The sequence below is a fragment of the Candidatus Hydrogenedentota bacterium genome (assembly GCA_019637335.1).
In the GTDB taxonomy this organism is placed as follows: Bacteria; Hydrogenedentota; Hydrogenedentia; order Hydrogenedentales; family JAEUWI01; genus JAEUWI01.
The window spans coordinates 145,083-161,233 of sequence record JAHBVV010000013.1 but is presented as its reverse complement, the minus strand read 5'-3'; the positions used below and the strand labels follow the sequence as shown (position 1 = coordinate 161,233).

The window sequence follows — 16,151 nt, the reverse complement described above, 5'->3', positions numbered from 1 at the left end:
CCCTCACCCTCACCCTCACCCTCACCCTCACCCTCACCCTCACCCTCACCCTCACCCTCACCCTCGCCTGCCGCCTCCACAGTCACTTCGACCAGGGCCATGGCTTCTTCACCCTCCAAGTCGTTTACGGTATACGTAAAAGTCTCAGCGCCAACAAATGACATTGCGGGGGTATATACCACCCCTCCGCCATCGTCGGCGGGCGCCGCCTGGCCGCCCTGATCCGGCGCCCCGACCGCCACCACAGACAGCACGTCTCCCGTGTCGACATCCGTGTCGTTCGCGAGCACATCCAGCAGATTCTCCGACGAGTCCGCCGCCACCAGGAACGAATCCGCGACAGCCACCGGCGCGTCGTTGACCGGTTCCACGGTCACATCCACCGTGATGGTGTCCGTATCCAGATCCGCGTTGAACACCCGCACCGAAAAGCTGTCGCTTCCATGAAAATCCGGATTCGGTGCGTAACCGATAGCCTTCGAGGATCCCGTGCCGCTCGCGGTGGCCACCCCATGGGCCGCTGGAGTCTGGATGCTCCACGTCAGGTCGTCGGCATCCGCGCCAGTCGCGTTCAGCGTTAGTGAAAAGGGCGTCGGATCGCCGTCCTCGTCCATGAAAACGCTCACCGGGCCCACTTCCACGATTGCGGGCCCCGGTTTCGGAATTCGGAGCAGGGATGCAAACGCCTCGATCTCTCCATCGACCAGGGTCGCGTCCGAAGGGTTCGTACTGTCGTCGTCGCCCTCCCAGACCACGAGAAAAACCTGGCTCGATGTGCTGTAGGCCACATGGGGACGGCTGGCGCGGTAGGCCCCGCGTTTGGCGGCGTCCGATTCGCCGTCGTCGCCCATGTCGGAAATGCGAAAGTCGTTCTCGCCCACTTCCGATCCGTCCACCCCGGCGATTCGCTGGCCGAATATCTCAAACTCACCATTGACCAGCGGCGCAATGTCGTCTTCGCCCGACCAGATCACAAGATACTCGTCGGCATCCGGATTCCAGCATACCCGCGGTTCCGAGGCAAAGTAATCGTCCCGGATCTGCGGGTCGGTCTCCGTGTCGTCCCCCATATCGCTGAGGCGCATGTCATTCTGGCCCACCTCCGCCCCTGTAATCCCATCCAGACGCTGGCCGAAAATCTCGGACTCGAAGGGGGCCAGCGGCGGCGTGTCGTCAACCCCCCGCCACACCACAAAGTATTCGTTGCGGGTCGCGTTCCAGGCGACGTCCGGATCCCGGGCGAAAACGGTGGTGTCGCTGTCCGACGCGCCCATATCGCTGATCCGGAAGTCGTTCTCGCCCAGCTCGGCCCCCGTGGATGCATCCAGCCGCTGCCCCCAGATCTCGCGCGCATCGTTTACGAGCGATCCCGTATCGTCGTCTCCATACCAGACCACCAGGAACTCGTTCTGGGTCGCGTTGTACGCCGCACGGGGCCGGACCGCGCCGAAATCATCCCGCACCGAAGGATCCGTCTCCGAATCATCGCCCATGTCGCTGATTCGGAAGTCGTTGCCGCCGATAGCCGCGCCCGTGGCGCCATCGATAAGCTGGCCAAATACCTCAAACTCCCCCTCAACAAGCGGGGCGATGTCGTCTTCGCCGGACCACACCACCAGGTACAGATTGTCCGTGCTGTTGTACGCGGCCGCGACATCTTGCGCGTCAAATCCATTGGCCCCGTCCCCGCCCATGTCGCTGATGCGAAAATCGTTCTCGCCAATCTCCGCGCCCGTCGCCCCATCCAGACGCTGGCCAAATATCTCGTACTCCCCCGGCGACAGCGGCGCCGTGTCGTCGCTCCCCACCCAGACCACCAGATACTCATCGTTCGTGGCGTTGTAGACCGGGAAGGGATCGTAGGCAGTACAGAGCCTGCGTGTCGCCGGATTCGTTTCCGCGTCATTCCCCATGTCGCTGATCCGGAATCCCGGCTCGCCGAGCAGCGCGCCCGTCGACGCGTCCACACGTTGCCCGAAAATCTCGTATTCGCCCTCCACAAGCGGCGCGCGGTTATCGTCCCCCGCCCACACCACCAGAAACTCATTGTGGGTCGCGTTGTACGCCACCCGGACATGAAACGCGCCATACGCGGTGTCGCCATCCGGGCCCTGATGGCTGATCCGGCGATCCCCCAGCAGCGCCTCAAGTGATTTGGCCCCACTCGCGGCCTCCGCCGCCGCGGCGATATCGTACAGCGCGCTGGAAACCCACCAGGCGGTCAGGAACACTGTCAAAAAGCGCCGGAAGAATCTGCGAGAGATGAGCTCGTGGCCACCGGCCGGTGATTGGCAATATCGCACGGGCAGGCCCCTTTATTGTTTGACGCGCCTCATCCTCACTACAGCCCACAGTGTACGAGATCGGCGCGGCCGTGGCAAGGCGGTGAGAAGCCCCAAATATCCTCAGCCCCGTGTCACGCGCGGCAGAAAACGCCCCGTGTAGCCCCGGTATTGGCGATACCGCTCTCCAAACGCGTCCTCCAGGATCGCCTCCTCCAGCGGCGTGCGCCACGCGATCAGCAACCAGAACGCCAGCGCGCACGCCGACACCGCCCCGTTTGCCAGCAGCAGGCACACGCCAACGGATTCCAACATTCCCCCGCTATACAACGGGTGCCGGATCCACCGAAACGGGCCCGACGTCACCAGCGCATGCCCCGCGCGCGTGCTGATGCTAATCGTCAGGTTCTTCCCGAGATGGTGCATGCCCCAGATGTGCAGCGCGGCGCCCGCCGCCATCACCGGCGCGCCAACCCACCGAAGCCACGGCGGAATCGGCAGCGCGGACCACCCCATCCACGCCGGATTTATCATAAAGGCCAGCACGGTGAAGCAATAGGCCGCATAGGCCGCGCCCGTCGCCGCCGCCAGCCCCCGGCCCTCGGCGCGCTCCTTGAACAGCGTCGCACCCGCCCGCGCACCCCTTACGTAACGCCGGCTGAATACGCCATGCGCAACCGCAACGATCGCCAACGCAATCCGGTATCCCACGTCCACGAGTCGATTCCTCCACGCGCCGGCCACGCCTCCCATTAGCGATACCGTACGTTCCGTGCATTGTACCCCCGGGGAACGTAAGAAAGCAGAGCGCGTCGATCCCGCGCACTTTTTTCACTAAACCCCGAAAAGCGTTCCATTCTGGTGTTTCCCATGCGGAATATGCCCGAAATCGCCTCTCTTATCCTATAGACGCGCGTGCCTTCGGACGCCACACGCGGCGACTCGGGTCGTAGTCTGTCAAGTATACGCCGGTCTTCCACCGGCGGCGTCCACAGACCGTGAAAGGAGTTTCGTCATGGTTCCATTTCGATTGAAACAGGCCCTTGCGGCCCTGACTGTTCCCCTCTTCCTCATGGGCTGCCCGCTCGGTGGCTCGCCCGCGACCAAGAACGCCGAATTGACCGTGCTCGTGGCCGCAAACGACGCCGGCCTGCGCGCCAAGTCCACCAGCGTGCCCAAGGCCCGTGTGGTTCAGCAGGAAGAGCTCGTCAGCCTGACGATCACCGTGGATCAGGTCGCCCTCCAGCAGGTCGGCGATCCGGCCAATGTCGTCGTGATTGACACCCCCTTCGACCTCAATTTGCTCGACATCCTGAACATGCCCAATCTGATCGACCTTGCCCCCGTACCTCCGGGCGAATACGAGGGCGCCGTCCTCTCGCTTTCCGGAGCTGCGGCCGTCTTCGCCGATGCGCCCGACGCCCCCGTAGCCGTGGACCTGCTCGACGGCGGCAACCTTCGTGTGCCAATAAGCTTTTCCGTCGTTGCGGGTGAAGCCGGACTCCTCGTCTTCGACCTCGGCGCCATTACCCTCGTCGAACTCGACGCCGGCGGCTACCAGCTCATCCCCGACCTGCAGGTCGGCCTCTTCAACGCCGTCCAGGCCCAGGTGCGCGGCGAGATCGTCGAAAGCAACCCCGATGACGCCTTCATCGTGGTCCGCCGCGGCGGCGCCGAGATCCTCGTGGATGTCCTGAATGCCGCCATCTTCCTCCCCGATGACTTCGACACCGCCAACGGAACCCCCGCCGACCTCATCGTCGGAGCCGAGGTCGTCGCCATCGGCGCGCTCAACTTCGATGGATCCCTCGCCGCCAATACCGTCGCGATTCTCGACTTTCCCGTGGAGGACGACGAAAGCACCCGCGGCGGCAAATTCCACCTCCACTTCCGCCTCGTCAGCACCGGCGTGGACCCCGACGCCGAAGGGGAGGCCAGGTTCAAGACCCACAATGACTTCCGGCAACTCAAGATCAAAATGGAGGATCTCACCCTGATTCGCGTGGTCGAAGTCGCCGTCGATGGCGAACTCATCGCCGACGCGCGCGTCCGGAAGAGTGAAAAGGCCCACATCAACCTCGTCTCCGCACGCGGCGACTACGTCCCCGCCATGACCGAAAACTCGGTCATCGAAGTCTTCGACGCCGAAACCGGCGAGCTTGTACTCGTCTCCGAAGTCGGAACCCGCCACGAACGCGGACATCGCGACGACGATGATGATGATGATGATGATGACGACGATGACGACAAGTAAGCAGTAGCCGAACCGGCCACAAAACCCGCGCCAGGGCGAACCCGCCCTGGCGCGGGTTGTCTATCACCGCGCCTCCCAACCACAAGAGCCGGACCAATGGGAGCGCGAGTCGAAGATACGCCGTGGCGGACGGCCCGCCCGCAACGCGCCGAAGGCGCAACACAATTCTCCCGTGCCACGCGATTCCGCCTCAGGCGGATTCGTGTGCCTGGAGCAACGCCAACCCACCACCTCCATCAATAGCCCACTCGAGCGAATCCACTCCGCCCACTACCCACTACCGCCATTGTCAACTGTCAACTAACCTCCAGTTTGAACTTCCCCCCGGAAATCTTTATGCTCACCCGGATGACGTTGCGGGCCGTCTTCCCCTGGATCCTCGCTGTGTTCCAGGAGGGAGCAGGGGAACGCCGCCCGAACTCAAAAACAACTGCGGCCCATCCCATGGTTTGCCGCTCCGGAGAGTACCAATGACCAAGAATGCCATGACCCGGCGCGCCTTCCTGGCCGCCACCACCACCACGGCCGCCGCGGGCGCCCTCGCCCAGCCCAACACGGCCCAGGTCGTCCCGGGGAAGAAATCCCCCAACGAAAAACTCAACATCGCCGCCATCGGCGCCGGCGGCAAGGGCATGGGCGACATCATGTCCTGCCACCGCCACGGTGAAAACGTCGTCGCCCTCTGCGACCCCGACTTTGACCGCGCCAGCGAGGCCTTCTACCGCCTGCCCGAAGCCAAGCAGTTCAAAGACTACCGCGAGATGCTGGAGTCCATGCCCGAGATCGACGCGGTCACCATCTCCACCCCCGACCACACCCACGCCCCCGCCGCCTACATGGCCATGAAGCTCGGCAAACACGTCTATGTGCAGAAGCCCCTCACGCACACTGTCGCCGAAGCGCGCCTCCTGACCAACGTCGCCCGCGAAATGGGCGTCGCCACCCAGATGGGCAACCAGGGACACTGCGGCGACGGCGTCCGCGACCTCTGCGAAATGGTCTGGTCCGGAGCCATCGGCCAGGTCAAGGAAGCCCACGTCTGGACCAACCGCCCCGTGTGGCCCCAGGGCATCGACAAGCCCCTCGACGAGGAAGCCATCCCCGAAACCATGAACTGGGACCTCTGGATCGGCACCGCCCCCATGCGCCCCTACAATGCCAAGTACGCCCCCTTCAACTGGCGCGGCTGGTGGGACTTCGGGTGCGGAGCCCTCGGCGATATGGCCTGCCACATCATGGACCCCGCCTTCTGGGCCCTCAAGCTCGTTGAAGCCCCCGACTACACCGTCGAAGTCGTCGCACAGTCCGGCAAGAACGACCAGACCGCCCCGAACGCCTCCATCGTCAAGTACAGCTTCCCCGCGCGCGGCGACATGGCCCCCGTCGACGTCTACTGGTACGACGGCGAGCTCATCCCCAAGCGCCCCGACGGCGTGCCCCTCGATCAGAAGCTCGGCGATGGCCGCAACGGCTCCTATTTCGTGGGCGAGAGCGGCATCCTGACGGCCGGCGAATACGGCGGCCAGGCGCGCCTCCTGCCCGACGAGAAAATGCTCGACTACAAGAAGCCCGAGCAGACCATCAAGCGCATCGAGGGCGAAGATCCCTACCTCAACTGGATCCAGGCCTGCAAGGGCGGCGAAGCGGCCGCATCCAACTTCGACTACTCCGGCCCCTTCACCGAAATGGTCGTCTTCGGCAACCTCGCCATCCGCACCGAGCAAAAGATGCACTGGGACAACAAGAAGGGCATGGTCACCAACGTCCCCAACCCCGCCGAATTCGTCAGCAAGGAATACCGCAAAGGCTGGGAACTCCCCTGCTAGTCGCATAATACAATCGCATCTCTAATCCACGGCCCCGCGGGCGCCCCCCGCGGGGCCTTTACTGTAGGAAAGCGCGTCCCGCGTCGTCCCTGCTGTCCCTGTTGTCCCGCGCGTCTCCCGAAACTTGAACCTCCCCACGCCCCGTCGAATACACTGCCCCGAAGACAAGCGCAACAGGAGCCCAACGCCATGATACACGACACCCTCACCCGCCGCGCCTTCCTCGCCGCAACCACCACCACCGCGCTCCTCGCCGCCACCACGGCCCGCGCCAACGATGCCCGCGTCGTCCCCCGCAAGCTATCGCCCAACGAGAAGCTCAACGTCGCCGCCATCGGCGTCGGTGGCCAGGGCCTGACCGACATCATGAACTGCCGCAAGGAAAACGTTGTCGCCCTCTGCGACGTGGACTGGAAGCGCGCCGAAGAGGCCTTCTACCGCCTGCCCGACGCCCGGCGCTTCATTGATTTCCGCGAAATGCTGGAGGCCATGCCCGAGATCGACGCCGTGACCATCTCCACGCCCGATTTCATGCACGCCCCCGCCACCTACACCGCCATGAAGCTCGGCAAGCACGTCTACGTCCAGAAACCACTCGCCCACACGCCCATGGAAGCGCGCCTCCTCGCCCGCACCGCCGCAGAAACCGGCGTCGTCACGCAGATGGGCAACCAGGGCCACTCCAGTGCCGGCGCGCGGCGCTTCTGCGAGATTCTCTGGTCCGGCGAAATCGGCGAGGTCCGCGAAGCCCACGCCTGGACCGACCGCCCCGGACGCCGCTGGCACCGCGACCCCGCCGCCCTGGAATCCGGCGAACCAGTCCCGGAGCAGCTCGATTGGGACCTCTGGCTCGGCTGCGGCCCCCGCAGGCCCTACAGCGAAATCCTCCACCCCAATAAATGGCGCGTCTGGTGGGACTACGGCTGCGGCGCCCTCGGCGACATGGCCTGCCACGTCCTCGACGCCCCCTACTGGGCCCTGAAGCTCGGCGAGGCTGCCGCCTTCACCGTCGAACCCGTCCTCGCCGAGGGAGGCAGCGACGTGCAGACCCCCGCCGCCTGCGTACTCAAATTCAGCTTCCCCGAACGCGCCGGCATGCCCCCGGTCGACCTCTACTGGCACGACGGCGGCAAGCTGCCACAGCGCCCGCCCGGCGTCCCCAACGGCGAGCGGCTCGGCGACAAAGACGGCGGCTCCTTCCTCATCGGGACCGCCGGCGTCCTCGGCACGGGGACCTACGGCACAACCACCAGCCTGCTCCCCGCAGCCCGCATGGAGCGCTACACCCTGCCCCCGGAAATCCTCCCCCGCGTAAGCGGCTCACACTACCGCAACTGGATCGAGGCCTGCAAAGGCGGCGACCCGGCCTGCTCCAGCTTCGACTACGCCGCACCCTTCACCGAGATGATCCTCGTCGGGAACATCGCGCTCAGAGTGGGGGAGAAGGTCAAATACGACTTCGCCAACGGCGCCGTCCTGAACAACCCCGCCGCCCAGGCCCTCCTCTCCAAAGAATACCAGAACGGATGGACGCTCCCCGTGGACCCCTGAACCGCCGGAAACAAAACCCGCCACCTCCATCAACACTGCGCCCACTGCGTCCACTCCGTCCACCCGCCGAATGGATTATTCCCGCCCGTTGCGCTACCATACTACGATGTATCGGGGCGGTGGGAGCCCCCTACCCCGCACGTGTCTTTCGCAACGAGGAAACCGTTCCATGAATCAGTCCAAGCTATCCCGGCGCGCCTTCCTGGCCGCCACCACCACCACCGCGGCCGCCCTCGGCGGCTGCGCAACCACCCAGAGCGCGGCCCCCAACACCGCCCGCGTCGTCCCCAAGAAATACTCCCCCAACGAAAAGCTCAACGTGGCCTCCATCGGAGCCGGTGGCAAGGGCCTCGGCGATATCATGGACTGCCACAAGCTCGGCGAGAACGTCGTCGCCCTCTGCGATGTCGACTGGAACCGCGCCGGCGAAGCTTTCTACAAGCTCCCCAACGCGAAGCAGTACAAAGATTTCCGGAAAATGCTCGAAGAAATGCCGGAAATCGACGCCATCACCATCTCCACCCCCGATCACACCCACGCCCCGGCCGCCTACCTCGCCATGAGCATGGGCAAACACGTCTACGTTCAGAAACCCCTCACCCACACTGTCGCCGAGGCGCGCCTCCTCACCAATCTCGCCAAAGAGACCGGCGTTATCACCCAGATGGGCAACCAGGGCAACTCCGGCGACGGCGTCCGCGAACTTTGCGAAATGCTTTGGGACGGCGCCATCGGCGACGTGCAGACCGTATACACCTGGACCAACCGTCCCATCTGGCCCCAGGGCATGGCCGCCGCGCTGCCCGCGCAGCCCATCCCCGAAACCATGGACTGGGACCTCTGGATCGGCCCCGCCCCCCTGCGCGAATACAACGAGGGCTACGCCCCCTTCAACTGGCGCGGCTGGTGGGATTTCGGCTGCGGCGCCCTCGGCGACATGGCCTGCCATATCATGGACCCCGCCTACCGCGCCCTCAAGCTCAATGAGGCCGCGTATTACACCGTCGAGTTGATCGCCCAGGAGGGAAGCACCCCCGAATCACCGCCCACCTCCTCCATCGTTAAGTACAGCTTCCCCGCGCGCGCCGGCATGAAACCCGTCGATGTCTTCTGGTACGACGGCTTCAAAGTCGACCCCGCCTCCGGCGAGAAGATCTACAACCTGCCCCCGCGCCCCGAAGGCGTCCCCGCCGATGAAAAAATCGGCGACGGCGGCAACGGCTCGCTCTACATCGGCTCCGGCGGCATCCTCACCACCGGAACCTACGGCGGCGAGTCCCGCCTGCTCCCCGCCGTGAATATGGCGGACTACACCCGCCCCGCGCCCACCATCCCGCGCGTCGAAGGCGGGAACCACTACAAAAACTGGATCGACGGCATCAAGGGCGGCCCCGCCCCCGGTTCAAGCTTCGAATACTCCGGACCCTTCACCGAAATGGTCAACTTCGGCAACCTCGCCGTCCGCACCGGCAAAAAGCTCCACTGGGACAACATCAAGGGCCAGGTAACCAACGACAAAGACGCCGCCGCCCTCATCAGCAAGGAATACCGCAAGGAGTGGGAGCTCCCCTGCTAATCCCCCCGAAACAACACAAAGAAAAGCCCCCGGCGACCAACAGCGCCGGGGGCATATTTGTTATAGCGCGTATTGTGTTGCCTGGCGGTGCGGGCATACAAACACCCACAAACCACGAAAGACCGGCGCGCAGGGGCGCGGACACGCCCGTATGCGATATCCCCCGGAACCGGCGCTCTCCCGACACGCGTCCACGGTGCCCAACCCTGTGAAAACAGCCGGCGGCGCGCCATCGACAGGATCGCGGGCATTCCTGCCCGCGGCAACAACCACCCCCACAACACCGCGCACCCCTTCAATCCACCACAACCAACGTGCCACGCGATCGCGCCCGAGGCGCGTTCGTGTGCCTGGAGCAACGCCGCCCCGACCCCACCCATTCCACCCCACACGAGCGGCGCCTGGGAAACCCGATCCGCCATCAACCCCCTTAAAGCATCGCCCGCGCTTCCGCCACGGCGCACCATCGGCCCGCCCGCGACAAAGCACGCCCAATTGGCGCACCGGGCGCTACGACACAACCCGGTGCGCCGCCGACAGCCCCTGCAACGTCTTGTTCTCCTGAATCGCCGTATCCGGGATCAACAGATAATGCCACGGCTTGCCCCCATTGCCCTGCCCGTGCGCCGTCGCCTGCATGCACCACACCGCCGCCGCCCGCGCCTTCGCAAGCACCGTCTCGTCCCCCATCTCGTTATCGGCCTTCGGTTCGCACAAATACTTCGCCGCGCCCGTTTCGACCACGAAATCCGGCACGTACAACGCCCCCTCGCGATCGTATTGGATGTGAATGTCGCCCTTGTTCAGTCGGACCCACTTTTCCACCGCATCGTCATTCTCCAGCACCACCGCCAGCCGCCGCTCGGAGTCCGCATCAAAGCGCTGCATCGGATAAACGCATTTCCTGAACCCGCCAAAGACCATCCGGCGGATCCGTTGCTTGTCCTCCACCGGCAGGCGAAAATCGCGCACATCCTCGCCATCGGGCGCCTTTATCGGCAGGGCCCGTATTGTCGTGAACTCCCGCGTCACCTTCACGTCATACTCCGCCGTCATATCCTCGTAATGCGCCTGCATCTGCGCGTGGATGAGCTTCACCAGCGGCGCCTGGTGGTACTGGAGCACGTTGTGCACCTCGTCGTCGTCTTTCAGGTACGAACGCAGGTGCGCCACCATCTGCCCCGCCAGCCGGTACAGCAGGGGCGCATCCACGTCGTAGTTGACGTCGCCAAACGCCGCCAGCCCGCGCACCAGGTAGTCGTCCAGCCGCTCCTCCTCAACAATGCCGTCGCCGCCGCTGACGCTGTATCGTTTCGCGTCGTGCAGCCCCTGCGAAATGAGATCGCTCTCCACCGGCTGCGGGCGTATGGTCTTCAAGTCCAGATCAAAATCGACATAGCGGCCCGCGCTCTCGCCCCGGGGAACCAACGCGATGCGCGGCACATCGATGGTCATCGCGGCATAGCTCAACGCCGTCTCCCGCACCACTTTCGCCACGTTCACCTGTTCCACGGCGCCCGCAATTTCGTATTGCTGCGGGGCCATCGCCGATTCCACCCGCGCCACGCGGCCATTAAGAGAACTCTAAACACTGGTGAGAGATTTAATACGGGCCAATCACCGTGGTATTGTAGTTCCGCATCTTTTAGAATAACGCGGTAACGAACGTAAGGCGGATTATCTAACCTGAACTATACTTGGACGGGGTACCAATGCAGAACACGGCAACGCCAAATGAAAAGACGCTGAATATCCTTCACTTATCCGATCTGCACCGTGAACCTGGTAATCCAATCAGCAATAAGGTGCTGCTCAGTACGCTTATGCGGGACCGTGACAATTATACGTCCAATGAGGATCCGAGAATCCCAGCGCCTAACTTTGTCATAGTTAGCGGTGATATCGTCCAAGGAGTCAAGCACGATACGGCTGACGCGAAGGTATTGCTCAAGCGCCAATACGATGAAGCCACCACCTTTCTAAATACTGTCGCAGATGAATTCGTCGATGGTGACAAAGACCGCGTCGTGATCGTCCCTGGTAACCACGATGTTAGCGATGAAGTGTTTCGCCGAAGTACTAAGAGACGCGAAGTCCACCCGGATGCACGAAGGGCTCTCGTCGGCCAACTCTTCCGCCCAAACTCAAAGTTTCGCTGGAGTTGGGAGGAGTTCGCTCTCTACGAGATCGATGACCCCACCGTCTACGACGAGCGTCTTACAGCGTTTTGTGAATTCTACGAGGCATTCTACGAAGGTAAGCGACATTATGGGAAGGAGTCGACTCGGCAGCTTGATTTCTTCGACTACCCCGACTACGGTATCGCCGTCGTCGGGTTCTCGAGCTGTTACAATAACGACTTGCTTAACCGTCAGGGCGCTATTCACCCCGACTGTATAGCGGAGGCTGACACCTGGCTTCGCGATATTTCGCTCTCCCGTGAACCGATCCGCGTCGCGGTATGGCACCACAATACGGAAGGATCACCGACTGCGTCGGACTATATGGATTCTGAAATCCTTCAGAACCTGATTGACATTGGTTTCAGTCTCGGATTTCACGGGCACCAACACCGGCCGGCCTTTCTCGACATCAAGTTCCGACATGTGCAAGAGCGGCGCATGACCGTCATCAGTGCTGGCACCCTTTGTGGCGGTGCAGCTTTCCGGCACGGGCGCGCCTACAACATTATCGAGATCGACCCGACCGCTAGGTCTGGACGCCTTCATTTGCGGGAAATGCAGAATGACAAATTGGATATGCCAATTTTCGGCCCCCGCTCTCTGCCGCCGAACCGGACAAGCTTCATCGATTTCACTTTCGATTCGCCACCTCAGCCCTTTGCCAGGCTTGATCGAACCACTATGCTGTTGAACAACGCACAGACGCTCTACAACACCGGAGAATTCCAAGCTGCGGCGGACATATTGGCACCGCTTGCGATCAATGACGCGGATCCTCTCGCGCGCCGGCTGCTCCTTGAGTGCTACAAGCAACTACATGACGTGTCGGCGGTCGTCGATAATTTCGATCCGCCGGAAGGCCCAGCTGAGACGATTGCGCTCATGGATGCGTTATGGGAGCTTGGCTTGCGGCCCCGCCTCGCCGAAGTGCTCAAGTTGCCAGTGGTCTGCGGAGCTACGGATTCGTCCGTGATAGAAATGCGCAACAAATACGCTGTAAAGGTGAGGATATGAGCGATCAGACAAAGGAACGTATCTCATTTGAGGTGGAAACCAGCAGGATTCTCAGGATTCTCACTTCAGAGATCTACGATTCCCCTAAAGCCTTCTTAAGGGAGAATGTACAGAACGCATACGATGCAATACTTATGCGCTGTTGTGTTGAACAGATCCCAGCTGCCGAGCGAAACATTGAGATCACTGTGAATGAGGGCAAGTTGACCGTGCGCGATGACGGAATCGGCATGAGTGAAGAGGTCCTCAGGAACAATTTTTGGAAGGCCGGGTCGAGCGGTAAAAAGTCCGAACTCGCGCAGCGCTCCGGCGTAATTGGCACGTTCGGGATCGGAGCAATGGCCAATTTCGGAGTATGTGTAGATCTTCGTGTCGAAACCCGACCGATCAACTCCGATGTGACTTTGGTGAGCGGCGCTAGGCGCGATAACCTCAAAATTGGACAGGATTGTATTGACTTTGAGCGCATTTCTGACGACCGGGGATCCGGCACCTTAATTATTGCGGAACTAGACCCATCGTTCTCGATTGACGCTGCCGGGGTCTGCGAGTACCTCGAACAGTACGTTCGTTTCCTCCCGGTCCCGGTAGCGGTCAACGGTCGAAATATTAGCCAACAGAGCTTCCCGGACACGCTGGCCAGCAGGGCAGCAAACTATGCCATTGTCTCAACGCGTTCAATCTCCCGTGGCAACCTCGCGGGAACGCTTGAAGTTTCGCTGAATGGACAGCATCGTCTGCTTGTCCAGCTCAGGGAGATTTCATTGAACGGCAGCCCGATTGATGGAGAAGTCTTTCTTGTGCAACAGGGCGGGCCGACTCATGGATTTCGCAACTTGTTTGGACTCGCACCTATTCCAGTCTCGGGTTACTACGGGCTGGGCGGCTTCGTCAATCTCGATATTTTGCTTCCCACGGCCGGACGCGAAGCGCTTAGCCGCCAAAGTGTACAGCAAGTTGCCGCGATAGTTGAGATGGTCGAAGCCGAGGCGTCCGTTGACATCGCTAGGACCGATTCCGCTGACGGCAACCAAGAGTTCCAAAGTTACGTCATGTCTCACAATCTCACCACACTTGCCGAGAAGGTGAAGATTACCGTTCGTCCTGAAGGGGTTTCAATTTCTCTTGGTGAAGTCACAGCATACGAGCCCCACAAGAGCAAGTTCTATTACAAGGGGCAAGACCAGACAATCCTTAATCGATTTGCCAGCGATCAGGCTAATTTGCTCCATGTCAGCCAAGCAAATCCACGGCGCAAGCTCCAAGTGAGGTACCTCACGCAAATCGTTAGGTTAGAGGAAGTCCCGGAGAGCACGCTCATAGATAGAATTCCCCATCGCGAATTGACTTTGGAAGAGGCCATGTTCCTTGTGCGGCTTCGGGGGATACTTCTTGATGACTACCTTATGCCCGATGTCGATGCTGCGTTCGCCACCATTAGCCACGGTGTGTCGTTCAATGTCGAGAGGAATGACGGAATGATACAGTTGTCCATCGCCAGGAGCATTGACCCAGTAAAGATAGTCCTCGAATGCTACTTGACGTCGCGCGAAGTCTTCGACGGATTCATGAAGGATTTCGTTCGTGAACATCTATACCCGCACATCCGCGACCACGTACCGTCATCCACAAAGCAAGGTCGCGATGCGCTCTACCGACGACTGAAAGAACAGAAGGAACTATTCCGCCTGCAAGATAGCGATTACGGCGCGATCGAGCCGCTCCTTGCGGATTATCTCGCGGGAAAAGTGGAATTTTCGGAAGTTCTTCGTACTTCCCGGGGGCGCAGTACCACGCAACGGCAGCAGGTCAGCCGAGATCAGGTCGGCAGCGTTGAGAGTGAGTTTCCAGACATTATCGCCAGTGATGAATCGAGTTTCTTGGCGAATAGCATTGAGCCGGCTCCGCCGATTATGCGCGACGGATTCCAGAGCGACATGAAGGTTCTTACAGTCTCGGCGCAGCACCCCAAACTCAATAATTTCCAGATGTTCCTGGCTCTCTCCGAACGCATGATGAAATGCGATGGTGAGTTCCTGCACTGGCCGCATACGACAAAGATTATCTGGGGTGCGCATAGGGTAATCTATATCTTCACGGATGCGACTGGCGAACTTAGCCTGTATTACGACATAGAACTCAGGGCCCCACTGGAAACCGACCAAACGGGCGGCGCGATGTTTCCCACAACAACTATCGTGACCAGCAACCGTATCTTCGTCCCTGTGCCCGCAGACCTCGAACTGGCCTTTCAGATTGGCGATGTACCGAAGGAGTTTTACGTGCGGTTCGACACAATACCTTAGTCATCGCCCTACTTCCGGGTTTGGCGGGCGGTTCGTTCTGCGGCCCTCCAATGAGCCGGGACTTCTCTCTCACCAGAGATCCAACTCTTATTCGGAGAAATTGACTTAGATTCGTTTTTAGATTAACAATTGAAGCTTTGAGTTGAAAATGTTTGAATGGATAGACACTGAGATAAGTGGAGATCTAAGGCGGGTCTTGTAGGAGTGGCAAGTGTATAACTTGAACGGGCTGACTGCAGCCATCACCTTCTTTTTCGCGCTTTTTGCCCTCTTCATGGGATGGGAACGCCCAATTCCAATTCTTTGGTGGTGCGTGCTTGTATCAAATCTTGTCGGTTCGGTATTCGAGGGGATTTCAGACAATATGATCCGAATGCACGGGTTTCATAATACTCCGACCAAGGTCGTCATAGTCGCTAGTCATTCGACTCGATTGCTCACATTCGTATTGTCTTTGTGCCTAGTCTTTTTGTGACCTGTTTGCATCGAGTGTATATTTGAAGTGTCCCGCAACCTCAAATTGAACTATGCGTTAGTTGCTGCGACAGCAGCATTCCCTTGGAATTCGGTTTACTTAAGTTCTCTGGCTCGCCCCACACATTCCTCCATCCCATCCGCCGCCGGAACTGGTTCGCCAGTTCCTCCTTCGTCCCCGAGTAGCTCTTCCCCATCCCCTGCTAGGTCGACCAGACTCTCTGGGGAGAGGTGAAAAACGATGCCCTCTGCGACCACATCCAGCGCGCCGGCGTCGGATTTTATGCGCTTAAGCCGGCGGCGCATGAATAGGGTCCTGGACGGTCTCCCACAAGGCTCACTTGACCAAAGACTTGACTTACGCTTGACTTATGGGTACGTGAGTCATGGCCTATTTGCCACAATTCAACATCACCCCGCCCCTTCTCTCCGAAGTGGAGCGGATTGCGGATCTCCGCGCGCGCATTCTGAGCGCCGCCGTGGATATGCCGTGGATTCCCGCGATGCAAAAAGACGCGCGTTCGCGCAATGTCCACGGCTCGACCGCTATCGAGGTTTTCCCCGGGGTACAGCCACCCGCACATTGGGGCGGGTGTTCGCGCTTGCGCGGCGGCGGTAATTGCGGCGCGGGAGGCAGTCCCCACCCGGCCGCGGCGCGTGTCACAATCCCCTGCTTCCGCCCATG

Annotated in this window: 9 protein-coding genes; 6 read left to right on the top strand and 3 right to left on the bottom strand. The window is 61.0% G+C overall.

Annotated features, from left to right (window positions below):
• Positions 1 to 2,231, bottom strand: a 2,231-nt coding sequence (locus tag KF886_15340) for a cadherin-like domain-containing protein (GenBank protein ID MBX3178732.1), incomplete at its 3' end; no start/stop codon positions are given.
• Positions 2,232 to 2,405: 174 nt separating this feature from the next.
• Positions 2,406 to 2,999 carry an isoprenylcysteine carboxylmethyltransferase family protein gene (locus tag KF886_15335; GenBank protein ID MBX3178731.1) on the bottom strand — a complete coding sequence of 198 codons (594 nt, stop codon included), beginning with the start codon at positions 2,997 to 2,999 and terminating at the stop codon, positions 2,406 to 2,408.
• A 298-nt stretch (positions 3,000 to 3,297) separates the two neighbouring features.
• Here KF886_15335 and KF886_15330 point away from each other — a divergent pair, with 298 nt between their 5' ends.
• From KF886_15330 to KF886_15315, 4 genes are all read left to right on the top strand, one after another.
• Entirely contained in the window at positions 3,298 to 4,536 is a 1,239-nt protein-coding gene (locus tag KF886_15330; GenBank protein MBX3178730.1) for a hypothetical protein, read from the top strand.
• A gap of 470 nt (positions 4,537 to 5,006) precedes the next feature.
• On the top strand, positions 5,007 to 6,362 hold the full coding sequence (locus KF886_15325) for a Gfo/Idh/MocA family oxidoreductase (GenBank protein MBX3178729.1): 1,356 nt from the start codon (positions 5,007 to 5,009) through the stop codon (positions 6,360 to 6,362).
• 189 nt (positions 6,363 to 6,551) lie between these two features.
• Positions 6,552 to 7,913, top strand: coding sequence for a Gfo/Idh/MocA family oxidoreductase (locus tag KF886_15320; GenBank protein MBX3178728.1), 1,362 nt, complete (start codon positions 6,552 to 6,554; stop codon positions 7,911 to 7,913).
• A gap of 169 nt (positions 7,914 to 8,082) precedes the next feature.
• Positions 8,083 to 9,489: a Gfo/Idh/MocA family oxidoreductase gene (locus tag KF886_15315; GenBank protein MBX3178727.1), complete on the top strand. Its 1,407-nt coding sequence runs from the start codon at positions 8,083 to 8,085 to the stop codon at positions 9,487 to 9,489.
• A gap of 510 nt (positions 9,490 to 9,999) precedes the next feature.
• Here the strand turns inward: KF886_15315 and KF886_15310 are convergent.
• On the bottom strand, positions 10,000 to 11,034 hold the full coding sequence (locus KF886_15310) for a hypothetical protein (GenBank protein ID MBX3178726.1): 1,035 nt from the start codon (positions 11,032 to 11,034) through the stop codon (positions 10,000 to 10,002).
• A 167-nt stretch (positions 11,035 to 11,201) separates the two neighbouring features.
• On the opposite strand from KF886_15310, the gene KF886_15305 reads away from it, so the two are divergent.
• Positions 11,202 to 12,686, top strand: coding sequence for a metallophosphoesterase (locus KF886_15305; protein ID MBX3178725.1), 1,485 nt, complete (start codon positions 11,202 to 11,204; stop codon positions 12,684 to 12,686).
• Positions 12,683 to 14,992: an ATP-binding protein gene (locus KF886_15300; protein MBX3178724.1), complete on the top strand. Its 2,310-nt coding sequence runs from the start codon at positions 12,683 to 12,685 to the stop codon at positions 14,990 to 14,992. The genes KF886_15305 and KF886_15300 overlap by 4 nt, the downstream gene beginning before the upstream one ends.
• Positions 14,993 to 16,151: the final 1,159 nt, after the last annotated feature.

Bases quoted from the DNA above. Each gene is read 5' to 3' on its own strand.
- KF886_15325 (MBX3178729.1), top strand. From the start codon at position 5,007: ATGACCAAGAATGCCATGACCCGGCGCGCCTTCCTGGCCGCCACCACC.
- KF886_15320 (MBX3178728.1), top strand. From the start codon at position 6,552: ATGATACACGACACCCTCACCCGCCGCGCCTTCCTCGCCGCAACCACC.
- KF886_15330 (MBX3178730.1), top strand. From the start codon at position 3,298: ATGGTTCCATTTCGATTGAAACAGGCCCTTGCGGCCCTGACTGTTCCC.
- KF886_15310 (MBX3178726.1), bottom strand. From the start codon at position 11,034: ATGGCCCCGCAGCAATACGAAATTGCGGGCGCCGTGGAACAGGTGAAC.
- KF886_15305 (MBX3178725.1), top strand. From the start codon at position 11,202: ATGCAGAACACGGCAACGCCAAATGAAAAGACGCTGAATATCCTTCAC.
- KF886_15300 (MBX3178724.1), top strand. From the start codon at position 12,683: ATGAGCGATCAGACAAAGGAACGTATCTCATTTGAGGTGGAAACCAGC.
- KF886_15315 (MBX3178727.1), top strand. From the start codon at position 8,083: ATGAATCAGTCCAAGCTATCCCGGCGCGCCTTCCTGGCCGCCACCACC.